Genomic DNA, 21076 nt, shown 5'->3' on the forward strand with positions numbered 1-21076 from the left:
GGCTCAGGCTTTCCGTGCAGCAGAGCGGCGGATGGCTTCGTTGATCTCGGCGATGGACCGCTCGATGGCGGCATCGTCCAGGTCGTCCACCAGGCCATCGAGTGGCCCGGCCTGGATGGTGGACGCAAACACGTCGTCGCTGATGCTGTCGGTGGACACGCCCTGGGTGGACTCGAACGCGTCGGGCGTCTCCCACTCCAGCGCGATCACGGTCACGTTGTCGCTGCTGTCACCCGCCTTGCGCAGGGCGTCCTCCACCAGCTCGGGCACCGCGTGCGACACCGTGTTGCGGGCCAGCTGTTTGGCAATCTCCTCGTCGCTGAGCGTGCCCCACAGCCCATCCGAACACAGCAGAATGCGGTCGCCCTGCTCCAGGTACACCGGGCCGGTGATGTCATAGATGGGCTTGGTGGGCGAGCCCAGGCAGGTGAACAGCACGTTGCGATTGATGCGCTCCAGGCCGGGCGGTGGGGAGTTGCGCAGCTCCATGTAGGAGTGGTCGCGGGTGCGGGTCAGCAAATCACCGTCGCGCACCATGTACAGCCGCGAATCGCCGCAATGCACCCAGGTGGCCGTGCCGCCCTGCAAAACCGCAGCCACCAGCGTGGTGCGCGGCGTGTCGAGCATGCCCTTGTCGGTGGCGTAACGCAGAATCTGGTGGTGCGCCGCCAGCAGCGCGCCCGACAGGAACTCCTGCACATCCTTGAGCTGCGGCTTGGCCTGGCGCTGGAACAGCGCGGAGATGGTCTGCAGCGCGATCTGCGCCGCCACTTCGCCTTCCGGGTGGCCACCCATGCCGTCGGCCAGCACAAACAGGCCCGATTCGCGCGTGTAGCAATAGCCCATGCGGTCTTCGTTCTTCTCGCGGCCACCACGGCGGCTGATCTGGAAAACCGAGAATTTCATAGCGAATCACGCAAACAGGGCGTCGTGTTCATTTGGGTTTGGCTCCGATACCGGTGGCTTCACCCACCTTTTGCACGTTTTTCTTGGTGTCGGACACCAGGGTGTCGAGCTGCAGGCGCATCTTCTCGGCCACCGTCAGTTTGGTGTAGCGGCGCTCGCCCTCGCGGCTGAGTTCCTTTTGCAGCGCAAATACCGACTGCGGGCGCGACAGCGGATCGAGCGCCATGCACCACTCCACCACCTCGATAAGGTTGTCGGAGTACACGCCACGCAGCTTGGTCAAGGCCAGCGACAGGCGGTCCTTTTCGATGCGCTGGGGTGCCTCGTTGGGCGGAAAGCCTTGCATGCAGGCGTAGATGCAGGCACCAATCGCGTAAATATCGGTCCAGGGGCCCATGGACGAATCGCGCCGGTACATCTCGGGGGCGGCAAAGCCGGGCGTGTACATCGGGCGGATGAAATTGCCCTCTTTGGACAGCACCTCGCGCGCGGCGCCAAAGTCGATCATCACGGCCTTGTTGTCGTCGGTGATGAAGATGTTGGCCGGCTTGATATCAAGATGCAGCATCTTGTGCTGGTGCACGATGCGCAGCCCGCGCAGCACTTCGTCGAACAGCGAGCGGATGGTGGATTCGCGGAAGACCTTCTGCGTTTTCAGGTCCCGCGCGGTGATGATGAAGTCCTGCAGGGTCGCGCCCTCCAGGTAGTTCATCACCATGTAGACGGTTTCGTTTTCGCGGAAGAAGTTGAGCACGCTCACCACAGAGGCGTGCGAGATCTGGGCCAGCGCCCGGCCTTCTTCAAAGAAGCTCTTGAGCCCCAGGCGGTAGAGCGAGAGTTTTTCGGACTGTACCTTGGGCAGCAGCTCGCCCGGTGCACGCGTGGCCAGCGAGGAGGGAAGGTATTCCTTGATGGCGACCTGCTGCCCTTCGGCGTCCAGGGCCAGATAGACCACACCAAAACCGCCCGATGACAACCGGCGCACCACGCGGTAGCCGCCTATTGCGGTATCGGGCGGCAAAGGAGCCGGCTTGATTTTTGACATATTTTGCGAAGATGACTCGGGGGTGGAGCGGAACCCGGATAATCGCCGGATCGCAAGCAACCATCAAAAAGTCCAATGCCAGTTTACAGCATGACCGGATACGCCAGCGCACAGCATGGCGCATCTGCCACTGGCGCTGAAAACGACACCCGCGCGCCCCAATCACGCAGACTGGGGCTGGAAATCCGCTCGGTCAACAGCCGCTTCCTGGACCTTTCGTTCCGCCTCCCCGATGAACTGCGCGCCATGGAGCCCGCGCTGCGCAGCCTGCTGACCGCCCGCCTCAAGCGCGGCAAGGTTGAAGTCCGCGCCGCCCTGGAGAACGAGGACAGCAACACCCTGCAGGACCCGCCCGCGCGGCTGCTGCAGCGGCTCAATTCTTTGCAGGATTCCGTCAAGGCATGGCTGCCGGCGGCGGCACCCCTCACGGTAGCTGACGCCCTGCGCCTGTGCGCCAACGCCCCATCCGGCTCTGAGGACTGGAGCGATGCGGTTCCTGCTTTGGCCGAAGAAGCCCTGACCGCCCTGATGGCCGCCCGCGAACGGGAGGGCAAGCGCCTGGCCACCATGCTGCTGGACCGGGTCAAGCAATTGCGTGCCCTGGCCGAACAGGCCGTCCCCATGGTGCCGCTGCTGGTCGAGCAGCAACGGCTGCGCTTCATGGAGCGCTGGAAGGAAGCCATGGCGCTGACCGACGGCGCCACCCTGCCCGAGGCCGCCCGTGACCGCGCCCTGACCGAGGCCACGGCGTTTGCCATCCGCATTGATGTTGCCGAGGAAATCACCCGGCTGGACTCCCACCTGGACGAAATCGAACGCCTTCTCAAGAAAGGCGGCGAGGTGGGCAAGCGCCTGGACTTCCTGATCCAGGAGCTCCACCGCGAGGCCAATACGCTGGGCTCCAAATCAGCGGCCCTTGACCTGACCCGCATCAGCGTGGACATGAAAGTGCTGATCGAGCAAATGCGCGAGCAAGTTCAAAACATCGAATAAAACTCATTTTTTGATAGCGCTTCGCGCACATCAGCCATGGACTATCCCGGAAATCTCATCGTAGTTGCGGCCCCCAGCGGCGCTGGCAAATCCAGCTTGGTCAAGGCCTTGCTGGAGCTGGACTCGCACGTCCACCTGTCAATCTCCCACACCACCCGCGCGCCGCGCGGGCAGGAAAAGCACGGCCGCGACTATTACTTTGCATCGCAATCAGAGTTCGATGCCATGGTGGAAGGCAACGCCTTCGTGGAGTGGGCGCACGTGCACGGCAACCGCTATGGCACCTCCAAGAAGGCGATCGAGGAGCGCATTGCCCAAGGCTCGGATGTGATTCTGGAAATCGACTTTCAGGGCGCGCTACAGATCAAGCAGGCTTTCGCCAATGCAATCCTCGTGTTTATCCTGCCGCCGAGCTGGGAAGAACTGCGTTCGCGCCTGGAGCGACGGGGCGAAGACTCCCCGGAAGTCATCGAAGTCCGTCTGAAGAATGCAGCCGAGGAGATGGCCCAGGTCAGCAAATTCGACTTCGTTATAATCAACGAGTTGTTTGAGCGCGCGCTTTTCGACCTGAAAGCCGTAGTTCACGCCCAGCGACTCAAGTACGCCGCCCAGCGCCGCGCCCGTGCTGACACCTTCCAGTCGCTCAATATCACCTGAATCCCGGAGTAAAACGATGGCACGCATCACCGTAGAAGACTGTCTGGAAAAGATCCCCAACCGCTTCCAGCTTGTGTTGGCCGCCACGTACCGTGCCCGCATGCTGAGCCAGGGCCATGCACCCCGGATCGAAAGCCGCAACAAGCCTGCAGTCACTGCCCTGCGCGAAATCGCCGAAGGCAAAGTGGGCCTTGAGATGCTCAAGAAGGTTCCTGGTTGAGGTTTTCTCGGGCGCAGCCCCAAACAGCACCGCAAAAGCGGTGCTTTTTTTGCCCCGAAGCGGTGTGGTGCGCTCCCGCGCTACATTTGAGGCATGAACGCGGTGCTCAACTCACCTTCTGCAACGCTAGCCGAGCCGGGCGAAACGCCGACGGCAGGCACTTTGTCGGCAGCCGCCGCGGCCGCCAATGCGGCTGCGGCCAGCTTTGCCGCGTTGACGGACAGCCTTGACTACCTCGACGCCTCGAGCATCGAACAGGTACGCCAAGCCTACCGTTTCGCTGACGAGGCCCACCTGGGCCAGTTGCGCAACAGCGGTGAGCCCTACATCACCCACCCCATTGCCGTGGCTGCACAGTGCGCCACCTGGAAGCTGGACGCGCAGGCCCTGATGGCCGCCTTGCTGCACGATGCCATGGAGGATTGCGGCGTCACCAAGGCCGACCTGATTGACCGGTTTGGAGCCCCCGTGGCCGAACTGGTGGACGGGCTCACCAAGCTGGACAAGCTGCAATTCAATACGCGCGAGGAAAACCAGGCTGAGTCTTTTCGCAAGATGCTGCTGGCCATGGCGCGCGACGTGCGCGTCATCCTCATCAAGCTGGCGGACCGCACGCACAACATGCGCACGCTGTCGGACATGCCACGCAGCAAATGGGGTCGCATTTCTTCGGAAACGCTCGAAATCTATGCGCCCATCGCCCACCGACTGGGTCTCAATCAGACGTACCGGGAACTGCAGGACCTGGCATTCCGGCACCTGCACCCATGGCGTTACGCGACGTTGTCCAAGGCGGTCAACAAATCGCGTAACCGCCGGCGTGACCTTGTTCAGAAAGTGCAGACCGAAGTGGATGCTGCATTTTCGAGAATCGGCATGAAAGTTCGCCTGGCCGGCCGTGAAAAGACTTTGTATGCCATCTACCAGAAGATGGACCTCAAGCATTTGAGCTTTGCCCAGGTGACGGACATCTACGGCTTCCGGGTGATCGTGCCAACCGTCACGGACTGTTATACCGCCCTGGGCGTGCTGCACCAGATGTACAAGCCGGTACCCGGCAAGTTCAAGGATCACATCGCCATCGCCAAGCTCAATGGCTACCAGTCCCTTCACACCACGCTGGTGGGCCCGTCTGGCGTGAATATCGAGTTTCAGATGCGCACGGACGAAATGCACGTCATAGCCGAGGCCGGTGTGGCTGCACACTGGCTGTACAAGGCACAGGACGGTGACGGCTCGTCGGCCGAAAGGCTGGGAACCAAATGGCTGCAGTCCCTGCTCGACATTCAGAACGAGACCCGCGATGCCGCAGAGTTCTGGGACCATGTCAAGGTGGACCTTTTTCCTGATGCAGTCTACGTCTTCACCCCCAAGAGCCAGATCATGGCTTTGCCACGTGGCGCCACCGTGGTGGACTTTGCCTACGCCATCCACAGCAACGTGGGCGACCGCACCACGGCAGCCAAGATCAACAACGAGCAAGTGCCGTTGCGCACCGAACTCAAGAATGGCGATGTTGTGGAGATCATCACTGCCCCGGTATCCACGCCGAACCCGGCCTGGCTGGGTTTTGTGCGCACGGGCCGCGCGCGCTCCAAGATTCGGCACTACCTGAAAACGCTGGCGCAGAACGAATCGGAAGGCCTGGGCGAGAAACTGCTGACTCAGGCTATCCGCGCGGAAGGGCTAGAGCGGTTGCCGCCCATGAACACCGAGACCCAGCCGATGTGGGACAAGCTCCTGCGTTTTACAGGAAACCGTACCCGCAGCGAACTGATGACCGACCTGGGTTTGGGAAAGCGTATCGCCAGCATTGTCGCGAAGCGGCTCATGGTGCTCATGTCTGAACACGGGCACCGCCCCGACGCGCTGCTGATGACGCGGGAACGCTACACATCCCACGAGACGCTTTCGCAGGGTGCTGTGACACTCGACGGCAGCGAGAATGCATCAGTGCAATACGCGTCCTGTTGCCGCCCCGTGCCTGGAGACAGCATCGTGGGTTATCTGGGCCGCGGTGAAGGCCTGGTCGTTCACAACGTTCACTGCACCGTCGCCAAGCGGTTACAGCACAAGGATAGTGAACGCTTTATCGCGGTGGACTGGTCGGACGAACCAACGCGCATGTTTGAAACCGGGGTCGTGGTGACGGTCACGAACGGCAAAGGCGTACTCGCCCGCGTAGCTGCGGAACTGGCCAACTCGGAAGCAGATATTACCCATGTGGACATGGACGACGAGGCCGCCCTTGACACCACGGACTTGCGTTTCATCGTGGCTGTGCGGGATCAGGCCCACCTCGAAACAGCACTTCGCAACCTTCGTCGCACCCAGGCCGTCATTCGCGCCGCACGCATCACCCCGCAGGCCGCATGAACGCGCACAGCGCGGTAAGCAGCGTCGCTAGCCTTAGCGTCCGGGAGAACTCAGCTCTGCCGGACGCTATTTTTAATCCTCACGGTCGTTGCGTTGCGGATATTTCACTGACACCACTTCAAGACTTCGAACACCTCCTGGAGTGGGGAGCAGGACTTCATCCCCTGTGCGCGCTTTCAATAGCGCACGCGCGACAGGGGAAATCCAACTCACCTGCAATTCGCGGCTGTCTGCCTCATCAATGCCCATGATGGTGACTGTGCGTTCTGTGCCTTCATCCTCGACGTAAGTAACCGTCGCGCCAAAAAACACCTGTTCGCTTCCCACGTGCTGGCTGGGATCAACCACTTCGGCAATTTCGAGCCGCTTGGTGAGAAATCGGATTCGCCGATCGATCTCTCGCAAACGCTTCTTGCCGTAGAGGTAGTCGCCGTTTTCAGACCGATCTCCATTGCTCGCAGCCCAGTGAACGGTTTCCACCACTTTGGGCCGCTCGTTGTCAATGAGGTTCAGCAGCTCATCACGCAGGCGCGCGTATCCTGCTGGAGTGATGTAGTTCTTGCCGCCCGCAGGCAACGCAGGCAACACCAATTCATCCTCATCGGAAGCATCGGTTTCTTTGGTAAAGGCCTTGCTCATGGCAGGTATCCCCTTCAGCGAAAACGCTGGGACAAATGAAAAAGCCTGCAATCTTGCGATTGCAGGCTTTAAACATTGGTGCGGCTGGCAGGAATCGAACCCACGACCCCTTGGTTCGTAGCCAAGTACTCTATCCAGCTGAGCTACAGCCGCTAAGCTTTGAATTATAGCATGATTTCTTGGCGACCCTTGAAATCAATTTTTAACTGACACCTACCGCGTTGGCCTGGCCAGCAAAAATACAAATCAATGCAGCCTTAGATTGTAATGCACTGGAGCGACTCCAAAAAAGAAAGGCGCTCATCGCAAAAAAGAAAGCTGGCTGCGATCCTGTTGATCGCCCATTCGGATGAATGGGTGGTAGGGCGTGTTGGACTTGAACCAACGACCAAAGGATTATGAGTCCTCTGCTCTAACCAACTGAGCTAACGCCCCAAGCCATGCTCCAGCGCTATACAACGGGGCAAGCGCCGTATTGTAGGGGCTTTACTTGCGGTAACTGAGGGCGTTGGACACCAGCTTTGATGTGATGTCCACGATTTGGATCATGCGGTCGTATGGCATGCGCGTGGGACCGATCACGCCCAACGTCCCGACCACTTTGCCATCCACCTCATAGGGCGCACTGACGACAGACAGTTCCTCGAACGGCACCACATGGCTTTCACCGCCAATGTAGATGCGCACCCCTTCAGCCTGGCTGGAGATATCCAGCAACCGCAGAATCTGGGTCTTTTGCTCGAACAGATCGAATGCACGCCGCAGGTTGCCCATGTCGCTGGAGAAATCGCTTACCGCCAGCAGGTTCCTCTCGCCAGAAATCACGACCTCGTCTTGTGCCTGAGACAGGGCCTCGGACCCCACATTCACCGCAGCTTGCATGAGCGAAGCAATCTCGCCGCGCAGCACATCCACCTCAGATTTCAGTCGCTCACGTACCTGCTCCATTGCAAGCCCGGCGTAATGCGCGTTCAGAAAGTTGGAAGCCTCGATAAGTTGCGACTGGGAGTAGTCCACATCCGTGAAGATCACACGATTCTGAACGTCTCCCTCTGGCGAAACGATGATGACCAAAAACCGCCGCTCGGACAGCCTCAAGAACTCAATGTGGCGGAACACCGACGTTCTGCGAGGCGCCATCACGACACCCACGAACTGCGAAAGACTGGACAGCAACTGCGCAGCGTTGGCGATCACCTTCTGCGGCTGTTCGGGCGCTAGCTGGGGAGGGGTCAGGGGGTCCCGCTGCACTGTCAGCATGGTGTCCACAAACAGCCTATAGCCTCGTGCCGTGGGAATGCGACCAGCTGACGTGTGGGGGCTGGCGATCAGCCCCAGCTCCTCCAGATCCGCCATGACGTTTCGGATGGTGGCTGGAGACAAATCCAGCCCGGACGCGCGCGACAAGGTGCGGGATCCGACAGGCTGCCCATCGGCGATATAGCGCTCGACCAGCGCTTTGAGCAACAACTTGGCACGGTCATCGAGCATGGGATGATTTTAATGATGTAATTTCGTGATGACGTCCAATTTCCGCCATGTCGCACTCATAGGCAAGTACCAAGCTTCTTCGGCGGGCTCCATCGGTGAAAGCTCCCGTCTGGCCCTGGAAGACATCGCCCATTTTCTAGAGCGCCAGGGTTGCGAAGTGATGCTGGAAGCTGAGACCGCAAGCAACACCGGGCTCACACACTATCCAGTCCTGAATGTAGACGAGATAGGCAGTCGGTGCGATTTGGGCCTGGTGGTCGGGGGTGACGGCACCATGCTGGGCATAGGTCGGCGGCTCGCCCGGTTTGGGACGCCCCTGATCGGCATCAACCAGGGACGGCTTGGCTTTATCACCGACATTCCTTTCGATACCTATCAGGCCACTCTGCCCCCCATGCTTCAGGGTGAATACGAGGAAGACTTGCGACCGCTGATGCACGCTACGGTCGTGCGCGACGAGCGCGTCGTCTTCGAAGCCCTCGCGATGAACGATGTTGTTGTGAACCGAGGCGCGACTTCAGGCATGGTGGAATTGCGGGTCGAGGTCGGCGGGCGATTTGTGGCGAACCAACGCGCAGACGGACTCATCATCGCCTCACCCACAGGGTCAACGGCGTATTCGCTGTCAGCCGGTGGTCCCATGCTTCACCCCTCTATTCCCGGATGGGTGCTGGTGCCCATCGCCCCCCATACGCTGTCCAATCGACCGATTGTTCTGTCGGATGCCACCGAGGTGGCGGTTGAGGTTGTGAGTGGTCGGGATGTCAGTGCCAATTTTGACATGCAGTCGCTGGCCTCACTACTGCATGGCGACCGCATTCTGGTGAAAAGGTCAGAGCACTGCGTGCGGTTTCTCCATCCTCAAGGCTGGAACTACTTTGCCACTCTGCGCAAAAAATTGCGCTGGAATGAAGGGGGTTCCTGACCATGGCGCTGCGGCGGATCACTTTGCAGGACTTCGTCATTGTCCAGACCTTGGATCTGGAGTTGCAAACAGGCTTCACGGTGTTGACGGGTGAAACTGGCGCGGGGAAGTCGATCCTGATCGACGCTGTCCAACTGGCGCTCGGGGCGCGCGCAGATGCGGGCGTGGTGCGCGAAGGCGCATCCCGTGCCGACATCAGTGCCGAGTTCGACTGCCCGGCCGCAGCGCAACCGTGGCTCGACGAAGCAGGCTTCGAGTCGGGCGACACCCTGCTGTTGCGCCGCACGATCGACGCGCAGGGCAAGAGCCGGGCATGGGTGAACGGAACGCCGGCAACCGCCACACAGCTGCGGGCGCTGGGCGACATGCTGCTTGACATCCACGGCCAGCATGCCTGGCAAAGCCTGACCCGCCCCGATTCGGTGCGCGAACTGCTCGACGCCTATGCTGGCCTGAGCCAGGCTGACGTGACGATGCACTGGAGCCGATGGCGTGCCGACCAGAAAACGCTGCAGCAGGCGCGGCAGGACCAGGCCACACTGCAGCAGGAACGCGAGCGGCTGCAGTGGCAGATCGGCGAGCTGGACAAGCTCGCGCCTGCCGCAGACGAATGGGAAGAGCTGGAAGCGCAGCACAAGCGCCTGTCGCATGCGCAGGCGCTGATGGAGGGTGCGCAGGCCGCGCTCCAGGTGCTGCAGGACGACGACGCTGGCGCGCTGGCAGCCCTCACCCGCGCACATTCCCTGCTGCACGGGCAGGAAGATATCGAGCCCGAATTCGCCAACCTGGCCGACATCCTCTCGTCCTGCCTTGCGCAGGCCGGTGACGTGGCCCACTCGCTGCAGCTGTATCTGCGCCATGCCGACATGGACCCCCAGCGCCTTGCGGAACTTGACGCCCGCATCTCCTCCTGGATGACCCTGGCGCGCCGGTACCGCCGCACGCCTGCGGAGCTGCCCGCCCTGCTCCAGGGCTGGAAAGACGAGATGCGCCGCCTGGACGCCGCGACCGATCTGGCACAACTGGAGGCTGCCGAAGCTGCCAGCGCCAAGGCCTATCACGCTGCGGCCCGCACCCTGTCGCAGGCGCGGGCCAAGGCGGCGCCCCGCCTCTCGGCCGCCATCACGCATGCCATGCAGGGCCTGGGCATGGAGGGGGGCAAGTTCGAGGTCTCCGTGGCCAAGCTGGCCGAGCCCGCTGCGCATGGGATCGACGATGTCGAGTTCCTGGTGGCGGGGCACCCCGGCATGTCGCCACGCCCCATCGGCAAGGTGGCGTCGGGCGGCGAGCTCTCCCGCATCTCGCTGGCGATCTCGGTCACGACCAGCCAGCTAGGTGCCGCGCCCACGCTCATCTTCGACGAGGTGGACTCTGGCGTGGGCGGTGCGGTGGCCGAGACGGTGGGACGCCTCATGCAGCTGCTGGGCAGCGACCGGCAGGTGCTGGCCGTGACGCATCTGCCGCAGGTGGCATCCTGCGCGCACCACCATCTCAAGGTGATCAAGCGCAAGCAGGCCGAAGGCACGACCAGCAGCGTCCAGCCCATCCAGGGTGAAGTGCGCGTAGCCGAGATCGCCCGCATGCTGGGCGGCGAGAAGTCCACCGAAACCACTCTGGCGCATGCGCGCGAAATGCTGGAGCTGGCGGACGCAGCGGTGGAAAGGGCGCGGTGATGGCAACGCTTGAGATCGTGGTGATCACCGGCATGTCCGGATCGGGCAAGTCGGTGGCCCTGCACGCGCTCGAGGACGCGGGCTACTACTGCGTCGACAACCTGCCGCCCGAGCTGTTGCCCGCCTTCGTCGCGCTGGAGCACCGCCACCACGGCAACCGGCTGGCCATCGCGATGGACGTGCGCAGCGCCACGTCGTTGCACCAGGTGCCGCAGGAATTGAACCGGCTGCGCAGCGAGGGCGTTTCGGTGCACTCGATCTTCCTCGACGCTACGATCGACACCCTGGTGCGGCGCTTTTCGGAAACGCGGCGCCGCCACCCGCTGTCGCACGCGGACCTGCAGCAGGGACGCAAGGCGCTGGTGCAGATCATCGAGGTGGAGCGCGAATTGCTCGCCGCGCTTCGCGAGCAATCCCATGTGATAGACACCAGCACCATCCGCGCCTCGCAGCTGCAAAGCTACGTCAAGGGGCTGATGGCCGCCACGCCGGGCCAGCTCACGCTGGTGTTCCAGTCCTTCGCGTTCAAACGCGGCATTCCGATGGATGCGGACTACGTGTTCGATGTGCGCATGCTGCCCAACCCCCACTACGAGCCCGCGCTGCGCGACCTGACCGGGCAGGACGCCCCGGTGGCCGACTTCCTGCGCCAGCAGCCCGAGGTGGCGCTGATGCAGCAGCACATCGAGAACTTCCTGGCGCACTGGCTGGAGATGCTCGACCGCAACCACCGCAGCTATGTCACGGTGGCCATCGGCTGCACCGGCGGCCAGCACCGCTCGGTGTACCTGGTGGAACGGCTGGCAGAGGCGTTCAGCAGCCGCTGGCCAGCCCTGCGCAGGCACCGGGAAATGGATGGTCGATAGTCCGCTCAAACATGCTTGATGCTATTATTTTAATAGCTGTTCGCGCATACCAGATAAGCGCTGAAGGCCAATTTGACTTGAATTCCGGCGTTTACCAGAGCTGTGCCTGCGTCGCCTCGAGCAGCTTGCGTATCGGCGCCGGCAAACCGATCGCATCCCACTGATCCAGCGCGAACCAGCTGCCCTCTTCCAGGGGCCGCTCCGGCAACGCCCCCGACACGAGCACCGGATGCAGGTGCAGGTCGCGGTGGGTGAGCACATGCACGAAAGGCTGCAGCTCCCCGATCTCCAGGCGGGCCCCTTCGCGCAGCGATTCCACACTGCGGTGCAGTGCCGCGCTGTCCTCAAACACCGGCACGCAATGCATGCCAGCCCAGATGCCACTGGCGGGACGCTTCTGCAACCAGGCTTGCCCGCGCTCGTTCTTGAGCAGCAGCAACTGCCACGACTCCGACCTGCGCGAGAGCTTACGCGTGCGCACCGGGTACTTCTCGGGGTTGCCCGCAAGAAAAGCGACACAACCTCCATTCAAGGGACACTGCCCGCACAGGGGCACCCGTGGGGAGCACACGGTAGCGCCCAAGTCCATCAGCCCTTGCGTATACCGGGGCATGGCATTGCCCAGATCTTCCTGCGGCAGGAGTTCTTGTGCCCGGTCCCACAGAAGGCGTTCGTTTCGCTGCTGCGCCAGATCGGCATCAAAACCCAGGTAGCGGGTCAGCACCCGGCGCACATTGGCATCGAGAATCGGAACCCGCTCGGAAAAGCAAAACGCCGCGATAGCCCCTGCCGTGGAGCGACCGATGCCAGGGAGTGTGGCAAGCGCCTCGGCGCTGCGCGGAAAGGCACCTCCGTGCTCGGCCACCACCTGCTGTGCGCAACGGTGCAGGTTGCGAGCCCGCGTGTAGTAGCCAAGCCCGCTCCACAACCCCATCACCTCGTCTTCTGGCGCAGTGGCAAGGGCGCGCACATCGGGAAACCTTGCGAGGAATCGCGCGTAATAGTCAAGCACCGTGGCAACCTGGGTCTGCTGCAGCATGATTTCGGACAGCCAGACCCGGTACGGATCCCGCGTCTGTTGCCAAGGCAGGTGGTTGCGGCCGTGAGATGCCTGCCATGCGACCACGAGTGAGGCTGCGCCCTCCCGCCCCCCGTCGCTCATGCAGGTACCAATTGCCGATCCGATGTCACGGGGTCAAGGCCGGGCACAGCAACCAGCTGGGAGGTCAACTCCTGCAGCCTCTGCTCCAGCGCAATCAGCTCATCCTCGCTCGCTTCAATTTCTGCGATGCGCTCCACCAAACCGCTGGCTGCCTGTTGAATGCGGTCTACAGCTTCGATGCGACGCGCGAAGCTGCGTCGCCGCTCCCTCAACTGGGCGTCCAGTTGGGCTGTAGCGGATTTACTCCAGAGTTCAAGATCGTTCGCCGCCGATTCGTACACAGTGCGCAGACGCATGGCCAGAGCGCGAACCAGACGTTCCGCAAACTCGGGCTGGGCGAGCTTCAATGCGTTGCCCATGCCAAGGTACTGCAGATGACTCTGTTCAATCTGACTCAGATCATGCGTGAAGTGCTCCAGTTGCGGAGGCGAGGGGACCTGCAGAGAAAAACCAAACTCGGCATTGAGTTGCCTGAAGGTTCCACCCAGCATCGCTTGGATCTCGGTGCCTGAAGCCTGCGCCTTGTCCAGCGTACCGCGCAACTTGTCGAACGTTTGAAGGTAAATTTTCTTTACACCCAGCTTGAGCCCTTTTTGCTGCAGGGTCTGCGCCAACTCTGCAAGCTCGACTTTGAGCGCCTTGGCACCCAGCTGCTGAAACACATCTCGAAGCAGCTTCAGGTGGACTGCACGGACCGCCTGAATTTTGGAAGTGCTCAGGTCAAACTCCCGCTGCTCCTGCTCGATGCGGTGCCGCATCGATTCAATGACGGACGCATTCTTGCCGCGCAGGCTTCGCAATTCAGCCATCTGGTCGTCGAGATCTCGACGTCGGATGTTGATGGCCCGGGAAGTCTCCGTGCGCAAACTGGCCACACCATTGGCCACAGCCGCCCGCAAGATGGATTGCCGCCGACCCATGATGCCCTTGGCCAGCGCCTCTTCCAGAACAGGCAGGCCGCTGGTTTCGAGCAGAAGATCGTCAGCAGTGATCTTGGCAACCAACCCTTTCTGCGCTGACACGGGGACAACCCTCTCCAACGGCACACCGAGCATCTCTGCAGACGTGCTGCACTGGCGCTCCATCTGCGCGTGCACCTGCTCTGCAGAATTGAGCGTATCCCACAAGGTGTCGATCTTGTTGAGCACCACCAAGCGGGCATCCATGCTGTCGGCCGAGATCGCCAGATGCTCTCGCCAGATGGAAAGATCAGACCGGGTCACTCCGGTGTCTGCACTCAGGATGAAAACAACCGCATGCGCCTGCGGGATCAGGTTGACGGTAAGTTCAGGTTCAGCACCCACCGCATTCAGGCCGGGTGTATCCAGAATGACCAACCCCTGTTTGAGCAAAGGATGCGGAATATTGATGAGGGCGTGGCGCCACATCGGCACCTCCACCAACCCCTGCGCATCAGGGACCGGATTCTCATCGGTCAAGTCATCGTGCCAGAAGCCCAATGCCCGCGCATTGTCCAGACTAACCTTTCTGACTTCCGCCACTTTTTCGAGCGCCTTGGCGATCTGGTCCGCATTACCGACATCCAGGGGAATTTCCAGCCACCGGTCCGTCTTGACCCGCCACTCCGCCAGGCTCTGCATCTGCAGTCGGGTTTCAATCGGCAGCAATCGAAGGCTGGGCACCACGCTGGCGTCGTATCCGAGTTCGGTGGGGCACATGGTGGTGCGCCCTGCACTCGCAGGCATGATGCGGCGGCCATAGTCTGCAAAGAAGATCGCATTGATCAACTCGGACTTGCCGCGCGAAAATTCAGCCACAAACGCCACCATGACCTTGTCGCTACGAACCTGCTCCTCCAGGCGCTGCAACCGCTCCTGGACAGCCGAATCCATGAGTTCGTGCGAGGACATCCACTCGGCCAGCCGCTTGAGTTGCTGGGCGAACTCCCGCCGCCAGGCACCATGCTGGTCGAACTGTTCGTTGAATGAAGGTCCCACTTTGCTCCCAGAGATCTAAGAATGACCTGCGCGGCAGGCATACACAAAATATAGCATCGACCGCTCGTGGCCTATCATCGAATGGGGAATTCGTGCATCGCCCGAGTCAAGGCCGCTGGCACGCCGGGCAGAAATAGCTGCTCCTTTGACCTTGGCGCAACACCTTTATGGGCGTGCCACACACATGGCATGGCGCTCCATCTCGTCCATAGACGCTGGTCTGGTTCTGGAAATGGCCCGCCACTCCTTCTGCGCTGGAAAAATCGCGCAGCGTGCTGCCCCCCATGGAAACGGCCCGCGCCAGTACTGTCCGAATGGCGGCGTGCAGTTTTTGTGCCCGTACAGGTCCGATACGCGCGGCACTGGTCGTCGGGCGGATACCGGCCATAAAAAGCACTTCGGAAGCATAGATATTGCCCACGCCCACCACCAGCCGACCCGCCAGGAGCAACTGTTTGATGGGCATGCGGCTCTTTTTCAGCCCGGCCTGAAAAGCTGTGAGCGAGAACTCGTCGGACAGCGGCTCCATTCCAAGGCCGTCCAGAAGTTTCATCGCAACGGGGTCTTGCTCCCCATGAACGTACACCACGGCTCCAAACCGGCGTGGGTCATGCAGTCGCAGTGTGCCCCGTGTGGTCAGCATCTCGAAATGATCATGGACCCCAGCAGGTGGCAATCCCCCACCGAAGCGCAGGCTGCCCGACATCCCCAGATGCACGAGCAGTAGTCCACCACTCGTATCAGCCAGCAAATATTTGCCGCGCCGGCGCAGCCCCACGACCTCTTGCCCCACCAAATCCTGGGGTGCACAACCCAAAGGCCAACGCAAGGGTTTCCCGAGAGTGACTGCCTCAATGCGCGCGCCCCTGATCGGCTCGGCCAAGCTGAGGCGTGTCACTTCCACTTCGGGCAACTCAGGCATACAAAGGGCCCGACGACGGGTTTAGAGGCATGGATTATTATGGCCCGATGGTGCTACTTCACAGCTTTCGGATTGCCGCTTTGACAACAGTGGTTGCGGTAACCGTCCACTCGGCATGGGCGCAAAAGACGGGCAGTGAAACAATCGACGTCATCGGCAAACCCCAGGTAGCGTCCGGTTCCGCCTTGGACGCAGAGTTGTTTTACGAGATCTTCCTGGGCGAACTCAGCACCCGCACGGGCGACCCCGGCGCGGGCTACGCTTTCATGCTGGAAGCTGCACGCCGCAGCGCCGACGGCCAGCTCTACCAAAGAGCTGCGGATATCGCACTGCAGTCACGATCAGGTGAGCATGCCCTTGCGGCCGCCAAAGCATGGAAAGAAGCACTCCCCGAGTCGCGCGAAGCAAACCGCTACGTACTCCAGATTCTGATTGCGCTCAATCGCATCGGCGAAACCAGTGATCTGTTACGCCAGGAACTTGCCCAGGCCCCCCCCCGCACCAAAGCCTCAACGCTGTCTGCGCTGCCGCAGATGTATGGCCGTGCGAGTGAAAAAGTCCTCGCCGCAAAAGTGGTGGAGTCAGCCCTGGTGGATGAACTCGCACATCCAGCCACTGGTCCCGTAGCCTGGGTCTCCCTGGGGCGTCTGCGATTGGCGGCTGGAGACCGAGCCGGCGCGCTGCACGCCGCGCAGCAGGCACAGGCACTCGACGACGCCAATGAAGGCGCTGCCAGGCTGGCGTTGGATCTGATGGAGGAAAACACACCCGAGGCCGAAGCACTGGCAGCAAAGTCCCTTGCCAAGCAACCGGTACCTGAGTTGCGCATGTCGTACGCACGGGTTCTTTTGGGCCTGCAGCGTTATTCCGACGCGCGACAGCAAATGGAATACGTGACAAAGGAAAAGCCCGATGCTCTGGAAGCTTGGCTCGTCCTGGCCACGCTGCAAGTGCAGGACAACCAGCTCCCTCAGGCGGAAATTGCGCTTGGGCGCTACATGGACCTGCTTTCCTCCGCTACCGATGCACAAGTTCGTCAGAGGGGACTTACCCAAGCGTATCTTCTGCATGCGCAGATCGCGGAGAAAAAACAGGATTTCACCGCAGCAGAAGCGTGGCTCAACCGCATCGACAACGCTGACGAAGTGTTTGGTGCCCAAACCCGCCGCGCCTCGCTGCTGGCGCGTCAAGGCAAAGTGGCGCAGGCACGGGCGCTCCTGCGCGATCTGCCGGGGACATCATCGGATGACAAGCGCACGAAGCTGGCCGCAGAGGTTCAACTCTTGCGCAACCTGCAGCTGTTCAAGGAGGCTTACGAAGTTCAGACTGAGCTCGTGACACTCGCGCCCGATGACGCGGAGCTGGTCTACGACCAAGCCATGCTTGCGGAGAAAGCCGGCCAGCCGGACACCATGGAGCAATTGCTGCGTCAGATCATTGCCCAAAACCCTCAATACCACCATGCCTACAACGCTCTGGGTTACTCGCTCGCAGACCGGGGCGTGAGGCTGGAAGAAGCCAAACAGCTCATTCTCAAGGCGCTCGAGTTTGCGCCCTCCGACCCGTTCATCACCGATAGCCTCGGCTGGGTGGAATTTCGCCTGGGCAACAAGAGTGAAGCCAGGCGGCACCTGGAAGCCGCTTACAAGGCACGTCCCGATGTCGAAATTGCGGCGCATCTGGGTGAAGTGCTGTGGAGCCTCGGTGACAAGGACGCTGCCATGAAGATCTGGAGAGAAGGATTGAGAACCAGCCCCGGCAACGAAACCTTGAAAGAAACGCTGGCACGCCTCGGAGTGAACCTTTGATGCGGGACGGGAAATCAATACCCTTGGTCCGCCAGGAGTTTCTGCATGGCCCCCAGCGGCTTTGGGGGGCCCTCTTGCTGTTTTTCAGTGCGTTCTGGCTGGCCGGCTGTGCGCAGCCGGTCAAGATGCCGGGCAATGATGCGGATATGTGGAGTGGGCGCATTGCCCTGCAGGTGGAAGAGCAGCCATCTCAATCATTCTCTGCAATATTTGAGTTGCGGGGCAATGCGCAAAGCGGTGAACTCGTGCTGGTGAGCCCGCTGGGCAATCGCTTTGCGCAGCTGGAGTGGAAAGACGGACACGCACAGCTGACGAGCGCCCAGGAGACTCGGACCTCCGACTCACTGGACGCCCTTTTGCAGGAGGCCACCGGGACCCGGATTCCTGTTGCTGCGTTATTCGGGTGGCTCAAGGGCGAACATTCCACCATTCCTGGCTGGAGCGCAGACCTCTCTGCACTGGAGGACGGACGCCTCGTGGCGCGCCGCGATGACCCCGCTCCGAAGGCAACGCTACGGATTGCGCTGACGCGCTAGCCTGGCCCCTGATGTTCGTTCGCTGACCGTTTCTGCCATGCAATCGCTGTATGACGTGCCCGCTCCGGCCAAACTCAACCTTTTTCTGCATATCACGGGGCGAAGGGCGGATGGCTACCACCTGCTGCAGTCGGTCTTCATGCTGATCGACTGGTGCGATACGCTTCATTTCGAACGCACCGCAGGAAGCGGCATCACGCGCGAAGATCTGGGCGCCACCACTCTGCCGGACCTGGATCTTTCACTGAGAGCCGCCCACGCGTTGCAGCAAGCCACCGGGTGCAAGTTGGGCGCACACATTGGTGTATTGAAAAGCATCCCGGCGCAGGCAGGCATGGGAGGAGGCTCGTCGGATGCCGCCACTACCTTGCTGGCCCTCAACAAGCTGTGGAATCTGGAACTGCCCCGTTCAGCACTTGAAACCATCGGCCTGAGCATTGGCGCAGATGTTCCGTTTTTTTTAAGAGGCCGCAACGCGTGGGTCGAGGGAATTGGTGAGACAATCACGCCGCTTGAGAAAGCACAGCAAATACCGCAAGCGCGTTTCGTCGTTGTGAAGCCGGCAGCAGGTTTGGAGACAAAAGCAATTTTTTCTTCACCCGATTTGAAACGCGATTCAGATAGTGCTACAATCTTAGGCTTTGCTGCAGCACACTTTGACTTCGGTCGAAATGACTTCCAGCCGGTTGCCCAGGCACTTTGCCCCGACGTTTCTGAAGCCATTGAATGGCTCCGGCTTCGCGGATTGCAAGGCCGGATGACAGGCTCGGGCAGTGCGGTGTTTGCGCAAATGTCACACGATGCTGACTTGAGAGAGCCTCCCCAGGGCTGGCAAGTCAGGGAATGTGCAAATCTGATGGTTCATCCTCTGGCAGGCTGGGCATCAGGTGAGAATTTGGGTTGATTGTCTTCGGCAGTCGACCTGTGTAGGGGAGTCGCCAAGCTGGTTAAGGCACCGGATTTTGATTCCGGCATGCGAAGGTTCGAATCCTTCTTCCCCTGCCAAACGCTTTCCGCGTACGGGCTTTTTTTTCAGACTGCTGGGACGCTCATGCAAGCCAACCACCCCGACTTCATGGTTTTCACCGGCAATGCCAACCCTGGCATGGCAGCTGAAATTGCCCAACACCTCGGCACCACTTTGGGTGCTGCCGACGTGGGCCGGTTCTCCGACGGTGAAGTCACCGTTGAAATCAAGCAAAACGTGCGCGCACGTGATGTTTTCGTGGTGCAGTCCACCTGCGCACCCACCAACGAAAACCTCATGGAACTGCTGATCATGGTCGATGCGCTCAAGCGCGCGTCGGCTGAACGCATCAGCGCCGTGATCCCCTACTTCGGCTACGCCCGCCAGGACCGCCGCCCTCGCTCCACCCGTGTTCCGATCACCGCCAAGGTGGTTGCCAACATGTTGCAGGCGGTGGGTGTGGCACGCGTGCTGACCATGGATCTCCATGCCGACCAGATCCAGGGGTTCTTTGACATCCCGGTGGACAACATCTACGCGTCGCCGGTGCTGCTGGGCGATCTGCGCCAGAAAAATTATGAAGACCTGATTGTGGTCTCCCCCGACGTCGGTGGCGTCGTGCGCGCCCGCGCGCTGGCCAAGCAGCTCAACTGCGACCTGGCCATCATCGACAAGCGCCGCCCCAAGGCCAATGTTTCCGAAGTGATGCATGTGATCGGCGAGATCGAAGGCCGCAACTGCGTGATCATGGACGACATGATCGACACCGCCGGTACGCTGGTGAAAGCGGCCGAAGTGCTCAAGGAGCGTGGCGCCAAGAAGGTGTACGCCTACTGCACACACCCTATTTTTTCCGGCCCCGCCATTGAGCGCATTGCCCAGGGCAGTGCACTGGATGAAGTGGTGGTCACCAACACGATCCCCTTGAACGACAACGCAAGGGGTTGCACCAAGATTCGCCAGTTGTCTGTGGCCCCGCTGATCGCAGAGACGATCCAGCGCATTGCCAAGGGCGAATCGGTGATGAGTCTGTTCTCGGACCAGGACAATCTGTTCTGACACGCTCCCCCGGGAGCGTTGCAGCCGGATTGCACGCAGGCCTCCTTCGGGAGGCTTGTCTGTTCGGGAGCAATGCGCAGGCCTGCCGCCATGAAGGCGTCACAGGTCTTTTTTAATCGGGGTAGGACTGGTCGCGGTCTACCCTTTTCAGGAGCTAACTATGAACTTCGTCGCTTTTGAGCGCGCCAAGCAGGGTACGGGTGCGAGCCGCCGTCTGCGCAATTCGGGCAAGACGCCTGGCATCGTCTACGGTGGCACCACCGAACCCCAACTGATCGAGCTGGACCACAACGCACTGTGGCATGCCTTGAAGAAGGAAGCTTTCCACTCCAGCGTGCTGGACATGGAAGTCGCCGGCACCACGTCCAAGGTGCTGCTGCGCGACGTGCAATACCACCCCTTCAAGCAACTCGTGCTGCACATCGACTTCCAGCGCGTGGACGAAAAAACCAAGCTGCACATGAAGGTGCCACTGCACTTCTCCGGCGCAGAAGAATCGCCAGCCGTCAAGGTCGACAAGTGCATGATCAACCCGGTCGTGAACGAACTGGACGTGACCTGCATGCCGTCTGACCTGCCAGAGTTCATTGCCGTGGACCTGTCCAAGCTGGAAAAGGGCACGTCCCTGCACCTGAAGGACATCAAGCTGCCCAAGGGCGTGGTGGCCAAGGTCCGTGGTGGCCAGAACAACAACCCCGTGCTGGTGTCCGTGGTGCCTCCCGTCGTGGTCGTGGAAACCCCTGCCGAAGCCGCTCCTGCAGCCGACGCCAAGGGCAAGGGCAAGGGCAAGAAGTAATCCTTCAACGGACAGCTTCGCTCTCCCGCACGGTCAGGCTTGCCCCGGCAAGACTGGCCCGAGTTACGGCCCACCTT

19 protein-coding genes and 3 tRNA genes are annotated in these 21076 nt (G+C 61.0%); 13 read left to right on the forward strand and 9 right to left on the reverse strand.

The features are described from left to right. Nucleotides 1–3: 3 nt before the first annotated feature. On the reverse strand, nt 4–906 hold the full coding sequence (locus KYG_RS11485) for a PP2C family serine/threonine-protein phosphatase (protein ID WP_008905071.1): 903 nt from the start codon (nt 904–906) through the stop codon (nt 4–6). 28 nt (nt 907–934) lie between these two features. Then, nucleotides 935–1951 carry a serine/threonine-protein kinase gene (locus KYG_RS11490; protein ID WP_008905072.1) on the reverse strand — a complete coding sequence of 339 codons (1017 nt, stop codon included), beginning with the start codon at nt 1949–1951 and terminating at the stop codon, nt 935–937. Between the two features lie 75 nt (nt 1952–2026). On the opposite strand from KYG_RS11490, the gene KYG_RS11495 reads away from it, so the two are divergent. The 4 genes from KYG_RS11495 to KYG_RS11510 all read left to right on the forward strand — a co-directional run bounded on the left by KYG_RS11495 (nt 2027) and on the right by KYG_RS11510 (nt 6197). Next, complete coding sequence (locus KYG_RS11495; protein WP_008905073.1) at nt 2027–2944, forward strand: YicC/YloC family endoribonuclease; 918 nt, start codon at nt 2027–2029, stop codon at nt 2942–2944. Between the two features lie 36 nt (nt 2945–2980). Then, nucleotides 2981–3601, forward strand: a complete 621-nt coding sequence (gene gmk, locus KYG_RS11500) for a guanylate kinase (protein ID WP_008905074.1) — start codon at nt 2981–2983, stop codon at nt 3599–3601. 16 nt (nt 3602–3617) lie between these two features. Next, a complete protein-coding gene (gene rpoZ, locus KYG_RS11505) occupies nt 3618–3821 on the forward strand; it encodes a DNA-directed RNA polymerase subunit omega (protein WP_005794722.1) in 204 nt (67 codons plus the stop codon). A gap of 93 nt (nt 3822–3914) precedes the next feature. After that, nucleotides 3915–6197 carry a bifunctional (p)ppGpp synthetase/guanosine-3',5'-bis(diphosphate) 3'-pyrophosphohydrolase gene (locus tag KYG_RS11510; RefSeq protein WP_008905075.1) on the forward strand — a complete coding sequence of 761 codons (2283 nt, stop codon included), beginning with the start codon at nt 3915–3917 and terminating at the stop codon, nt 6195–6197. A gap of 72 nt (nt 6198–6269) precedes the next feature. On the opposite strand, the gene greB is transcribed toward KYG_RS11510, so the two are convergent. From greB to hrcA, 4 genes are all read right to left on the reverse strand, one after another. Continuing rightward, entirely contained in the window at nt 6270–6836 is a 567-nt protein-coding gene (greB, locus tag KYG_RS11515) for a transcription elongation factor GreB (protein WP_008905076.1), read from the reverse strand. Nucleotides 6837–6912: 76 nt separating this feature from the next. After that, a tRNA-Arg gene (locus KYG_RS11520) sits at nt 6913–6989 on the reverse strand. A 205-nt stretch (nt 6990–7194) separates the two neighbouring features. Next, nucleotides 7195–7271: transfer RNA gene (locus KYG_RS11525), tRNA-Ile, on the reverse strand. A 51-nt stretch (nt 7272–7322) separates the two neighbouring features. Then, a complete protein-coding gene (gene hrcA, locus KYG_RS11530) occupies nt 7323–8327 on the reverse strand; it encodes a heat-inducible transcriptional repressor HrcA (protein ID WP_008905077.1) in 1005 nt (334 codons plus the stop codon). A gap of 28 nt (nt 8328–8355) precedes the next feature. Here hrcA and KYG_RS11535 point away from each other — a divergent pair, with 28 nt between their 5' ends. Genes KYG_RS11535 through rapZ form a run of 3 tightly spaced genes read left to right on the forward strand, consistent with a single transcriptional unit; the run spans nt 8356 to nt 11791 of the window. After that, nucleotides 8356–9252 (forward strand): NAD kinase, encoded by an 897-nt coding sequence (locus tag KYG_RS11535; protein ID WP_008905078.1) that lies wholly within the window; start codon nt 8356–8358, stop codon nt 9250–9252. A 2-nt stretch (nt 9253–9254) separates the two neighbouring features. Beyond that, nucleotides 9255–10925: a DNA repair protein RecN gene (gene recN / locus KYG_RS11540; protein WP_008905079.1), complete on the forward strand. Its 1671-nt coding sequence runs from the start codon at nt 9255–9257 to the stop codon at nt 10923–10925. Further along, a complete protein-coding gene (gene rapZ, locus KYG_RS11545; RefSeq protein WP_008905080.1) occupies nt 10925–11791 on the forward strand; it encodes an RNase adapter RapZ in 867 nt (288 codons plus the stop codon). Before recN ends, rapZ begins: the two co-directional genes overlap by 1 nt. 91 nt (nt 11792–11882) lie before the next feature. Here the strand turns inward: rapZ and mutY are convergent, their stop codons facing one another. From mutY to mutM, 3 genes are all read right to left on the reverse strand, one after another. Next, nucleotides 11883–12953, reverse strand: a complete 1071-nt coding sequence (gene mutY, locus KYG_RS11550; RefSeq protein WP_008905081.1) for an A/G-specific adenine glycosylase — start codon at nt 12951–12953, stop codon at nt 11883–11885. Continuing rightward, the gene (locus KYG_RS11555; RefSeq protein ID WP_008905082.1) at nt 12950–14911 is read right to left on the reverse strand and encodes a dynamin family protein; all 1962 of its coding nucleotides are present in this window, start codon (nt 14909–14911) and stop codon (nt 12950–12952) included. Before KYG_RS11555 ends, mutY begins: the two co-directional genes overlap by 4 nt. A gap of 106 nt (nt 14912–15017) precedes the next feature. Next, nucleotides 15018–15833 (reverse strand): bifunctional DNA-formamidopyrimidine glycosylase/DNA-(apurinic or apyrimidinic site) lyase, encoded by an 816-nt coding sequence (gene mutM, locus KYG_RS11560; RefSeq protein WP_008905083.1) that lies wholly within the window; start codon nt 15831–15833, stop codon nt 15018–15020. Between the two features lie 29 nt (nt 15834–15862). Here mutM and KYG_RS11565 point away from each other — a divergent pair, with 29 nt between their 5' ends. From KYG_RS11565 to KYG_RS11590, 6 genes are all read left to right on the forward strand, one after another. After that, nucleotides 15863–17641, forward strand: coding sequence for a tetratricopeptide repeat protein (locus KYG_RS11565; RefSeq protein ID WP_034694234.1), 1779 nt, complete (start codon nt 15863–15865; stop codon nt 17639–17641). Between the two features lie 74 nt (nt 17642–17715). After that, nucleotides 17716–18177: a lipoprotein insertase outer membrane protein LolB gene (locus tag KYG_RS11570; protein WP_369749846.1), complete on the forward strand. Its 462-nt coding sequence runs from the start codon at nt 17716–17718 to the stop codon at nt 18175–18177. 37 nt (nt 18178–18214) lie between these two features. After that, on the forward strand, nt 18215–19081 hold the full coding sequence (ispE, locus tag KYG_RS11575) for a 4-(cytidine 5'-diphospho)-2-C-methyl-D-erythritol kinase (protein ID WP_008905086.1): 867 nt from the start codon (nt 18215–18217) through the stop codon (nt 19079–19081). A 24-nt stretch (nt 19082–19105) separates the two neighbouring features. Then, nucleotides 19106–19182, forward strand: a tRNA-Gln gene (locus tag KYG_RS11580). Nucleotides 19183–19228: 46 nt separating this feature from the next. Further along, the gene (locus tag KYG_RS11585) at nt 19229–20203 is read left to right on the forward strand and encodes a ribose-phosphate pyrophosphokinase (RefSeq protein WP_008905087.1); all 975 of its coding nucleotides are present in this window, start codon (nt 19229–19231) and stop codon (nt 20201–20203) included. Between the two features lie 160 nt (nt 20204–20363). Next, nucleotides 20364–20999 carry a 50S ribosomal protein L25/general stress protein Ctc gene (locus tag KYG_RS11590; RefSeq protein WP_008905088.1) on the forward strand — a complete coding sequence of 212 codons (636 nt, stop codon included), beginning with the start codon at nt 20364–20366 and terminating at the stop codon, nt 20997–20999. The last annotated feature ends 77 nt before the right edge of the window (nt 21000–21076 follow it).

The organism is Acidovorax sp. NO-1 (assembly GCF_000238595.1).
Taxonomy (GTDB): Bacteria; Pseudomonadota; Gammaproteobacteria; order Burkholderiales; family Burkholderiaceae_C; genus Acidovorax.

Bases quoted from the DNA above. Each gene is read 5' to 3' on its own strand.
- greB (WP_008905076.1), bottom strand. From the start codon at position 6,836: ATGAGCAAGGCCTTTACCAAAGAAACCGATGCTTCCGATGAGGATGAA.
- KYG_RS11590 (WP_008905088.1), top strand. From the start codon at position 20,364: ATGAACTTCGTCGCTTTTGAGCGCGCCAAGCAGGGTACGGGTGCGAGC.
- hrcA (WP_008905077.1), bottom strand. From the start codon at position 8,327: ATGCTCGATGACCGTGCCAAGTTGTTGCTCAAAGCGCTGGTCGAGCGC.
- mutM (WP_008905083.1), bottom strand. From the start codon at position 15,833: ATGCCTGAGTTGCCCGAAGTGGAAGTGACACGCCTCAGCTTGGCCGAG.
- recN (WP_008905079.1), top strand. From the start codon at position 9,255: ATGGCGCTGCGGCGGATCACTTTGCAGGACTTCGTCATTGTCCAGACC.
- KYG_RS11585 (WP_008905087.1), top strand. From the start codon at position 19,229: ATGCAAGCCAACCACCCCGACTTCATGGTTTTCACCGGCAATGCCAAC.
- KYG_RS11490 (WP_008905072.1), bottom strand. From the start codon at position 1,951: ATGTCAAAAATCAAGCCGGCTCCTTTGCCGCCCGATACCGCAATAGGC.
- rpoZ (WP_005794722.1), top strand. From the start codon at position 3,618: ATGGCACGCATCACCGTAGAAGACTGTCTGGAAAAGATCCCCAACCGC.
- KYG_RS11485 (WP_008905071.1), bottom strand. From the start codon at position 906: ATGAAATTCTCGGTTTTCCAGATCAGCCGCCGTGGTGGCCGCGAGAAG.
- ispE (WP_008905086.1), top strand. From the start codon at position 18,215: ATGCAATCGCTGTATGACGTGCCCGCTCCGGCCAAACTCAACCTTTTT.
- mutY (WP_008905081.1), bottom strand. From the start codon at position 12,953: ATGAGCGACGGGGGGCGGGAGGGCGCAGCCTCACTCGTGGTCGCATGG.
- KYG_RS11510 (WP_008905075.1), top strand. From the start codon at position 3,915: ATGAACGCGGTGCTCAACTCACCTTCTGCAACGCTAGCCGAGCCGGGC.
- KYG_RS11495 (WP_008905073.1), top strand. From the start codon at position 2,027: ATGCCAGTTTACAGCATGACCGGATACGCCAGCGCACAGCATGGCGCA.
- rapZ (WP_008905080.1), top strand. From the start codon at position 10,925: ATGGCAACGCTTGAGATCGTGGTGATCACCGGCATGTCCGGATCGGGC.
- gmk (WP_008905074.1), top strand. From the start codon at position 2,981: ATGGACTATCCCGGAAATCTCATCGTAGTTGCGGCCCCCAGCGGCGCT.
- KYG_RS11535 (WP_008905078.1), top strand. From the start codon at position 8,356: ATGACGTCCAATTTCCGCCATGTCGCACTCATAGGCAAGTACCAAGCT.
- KYG_RS11565 (WP_034694234.1), top strand. From the start codon at position 15,863: ATGGATTATTATGGCCCGATGGTGCTACTTCACAGCTTTCGGATTGCC.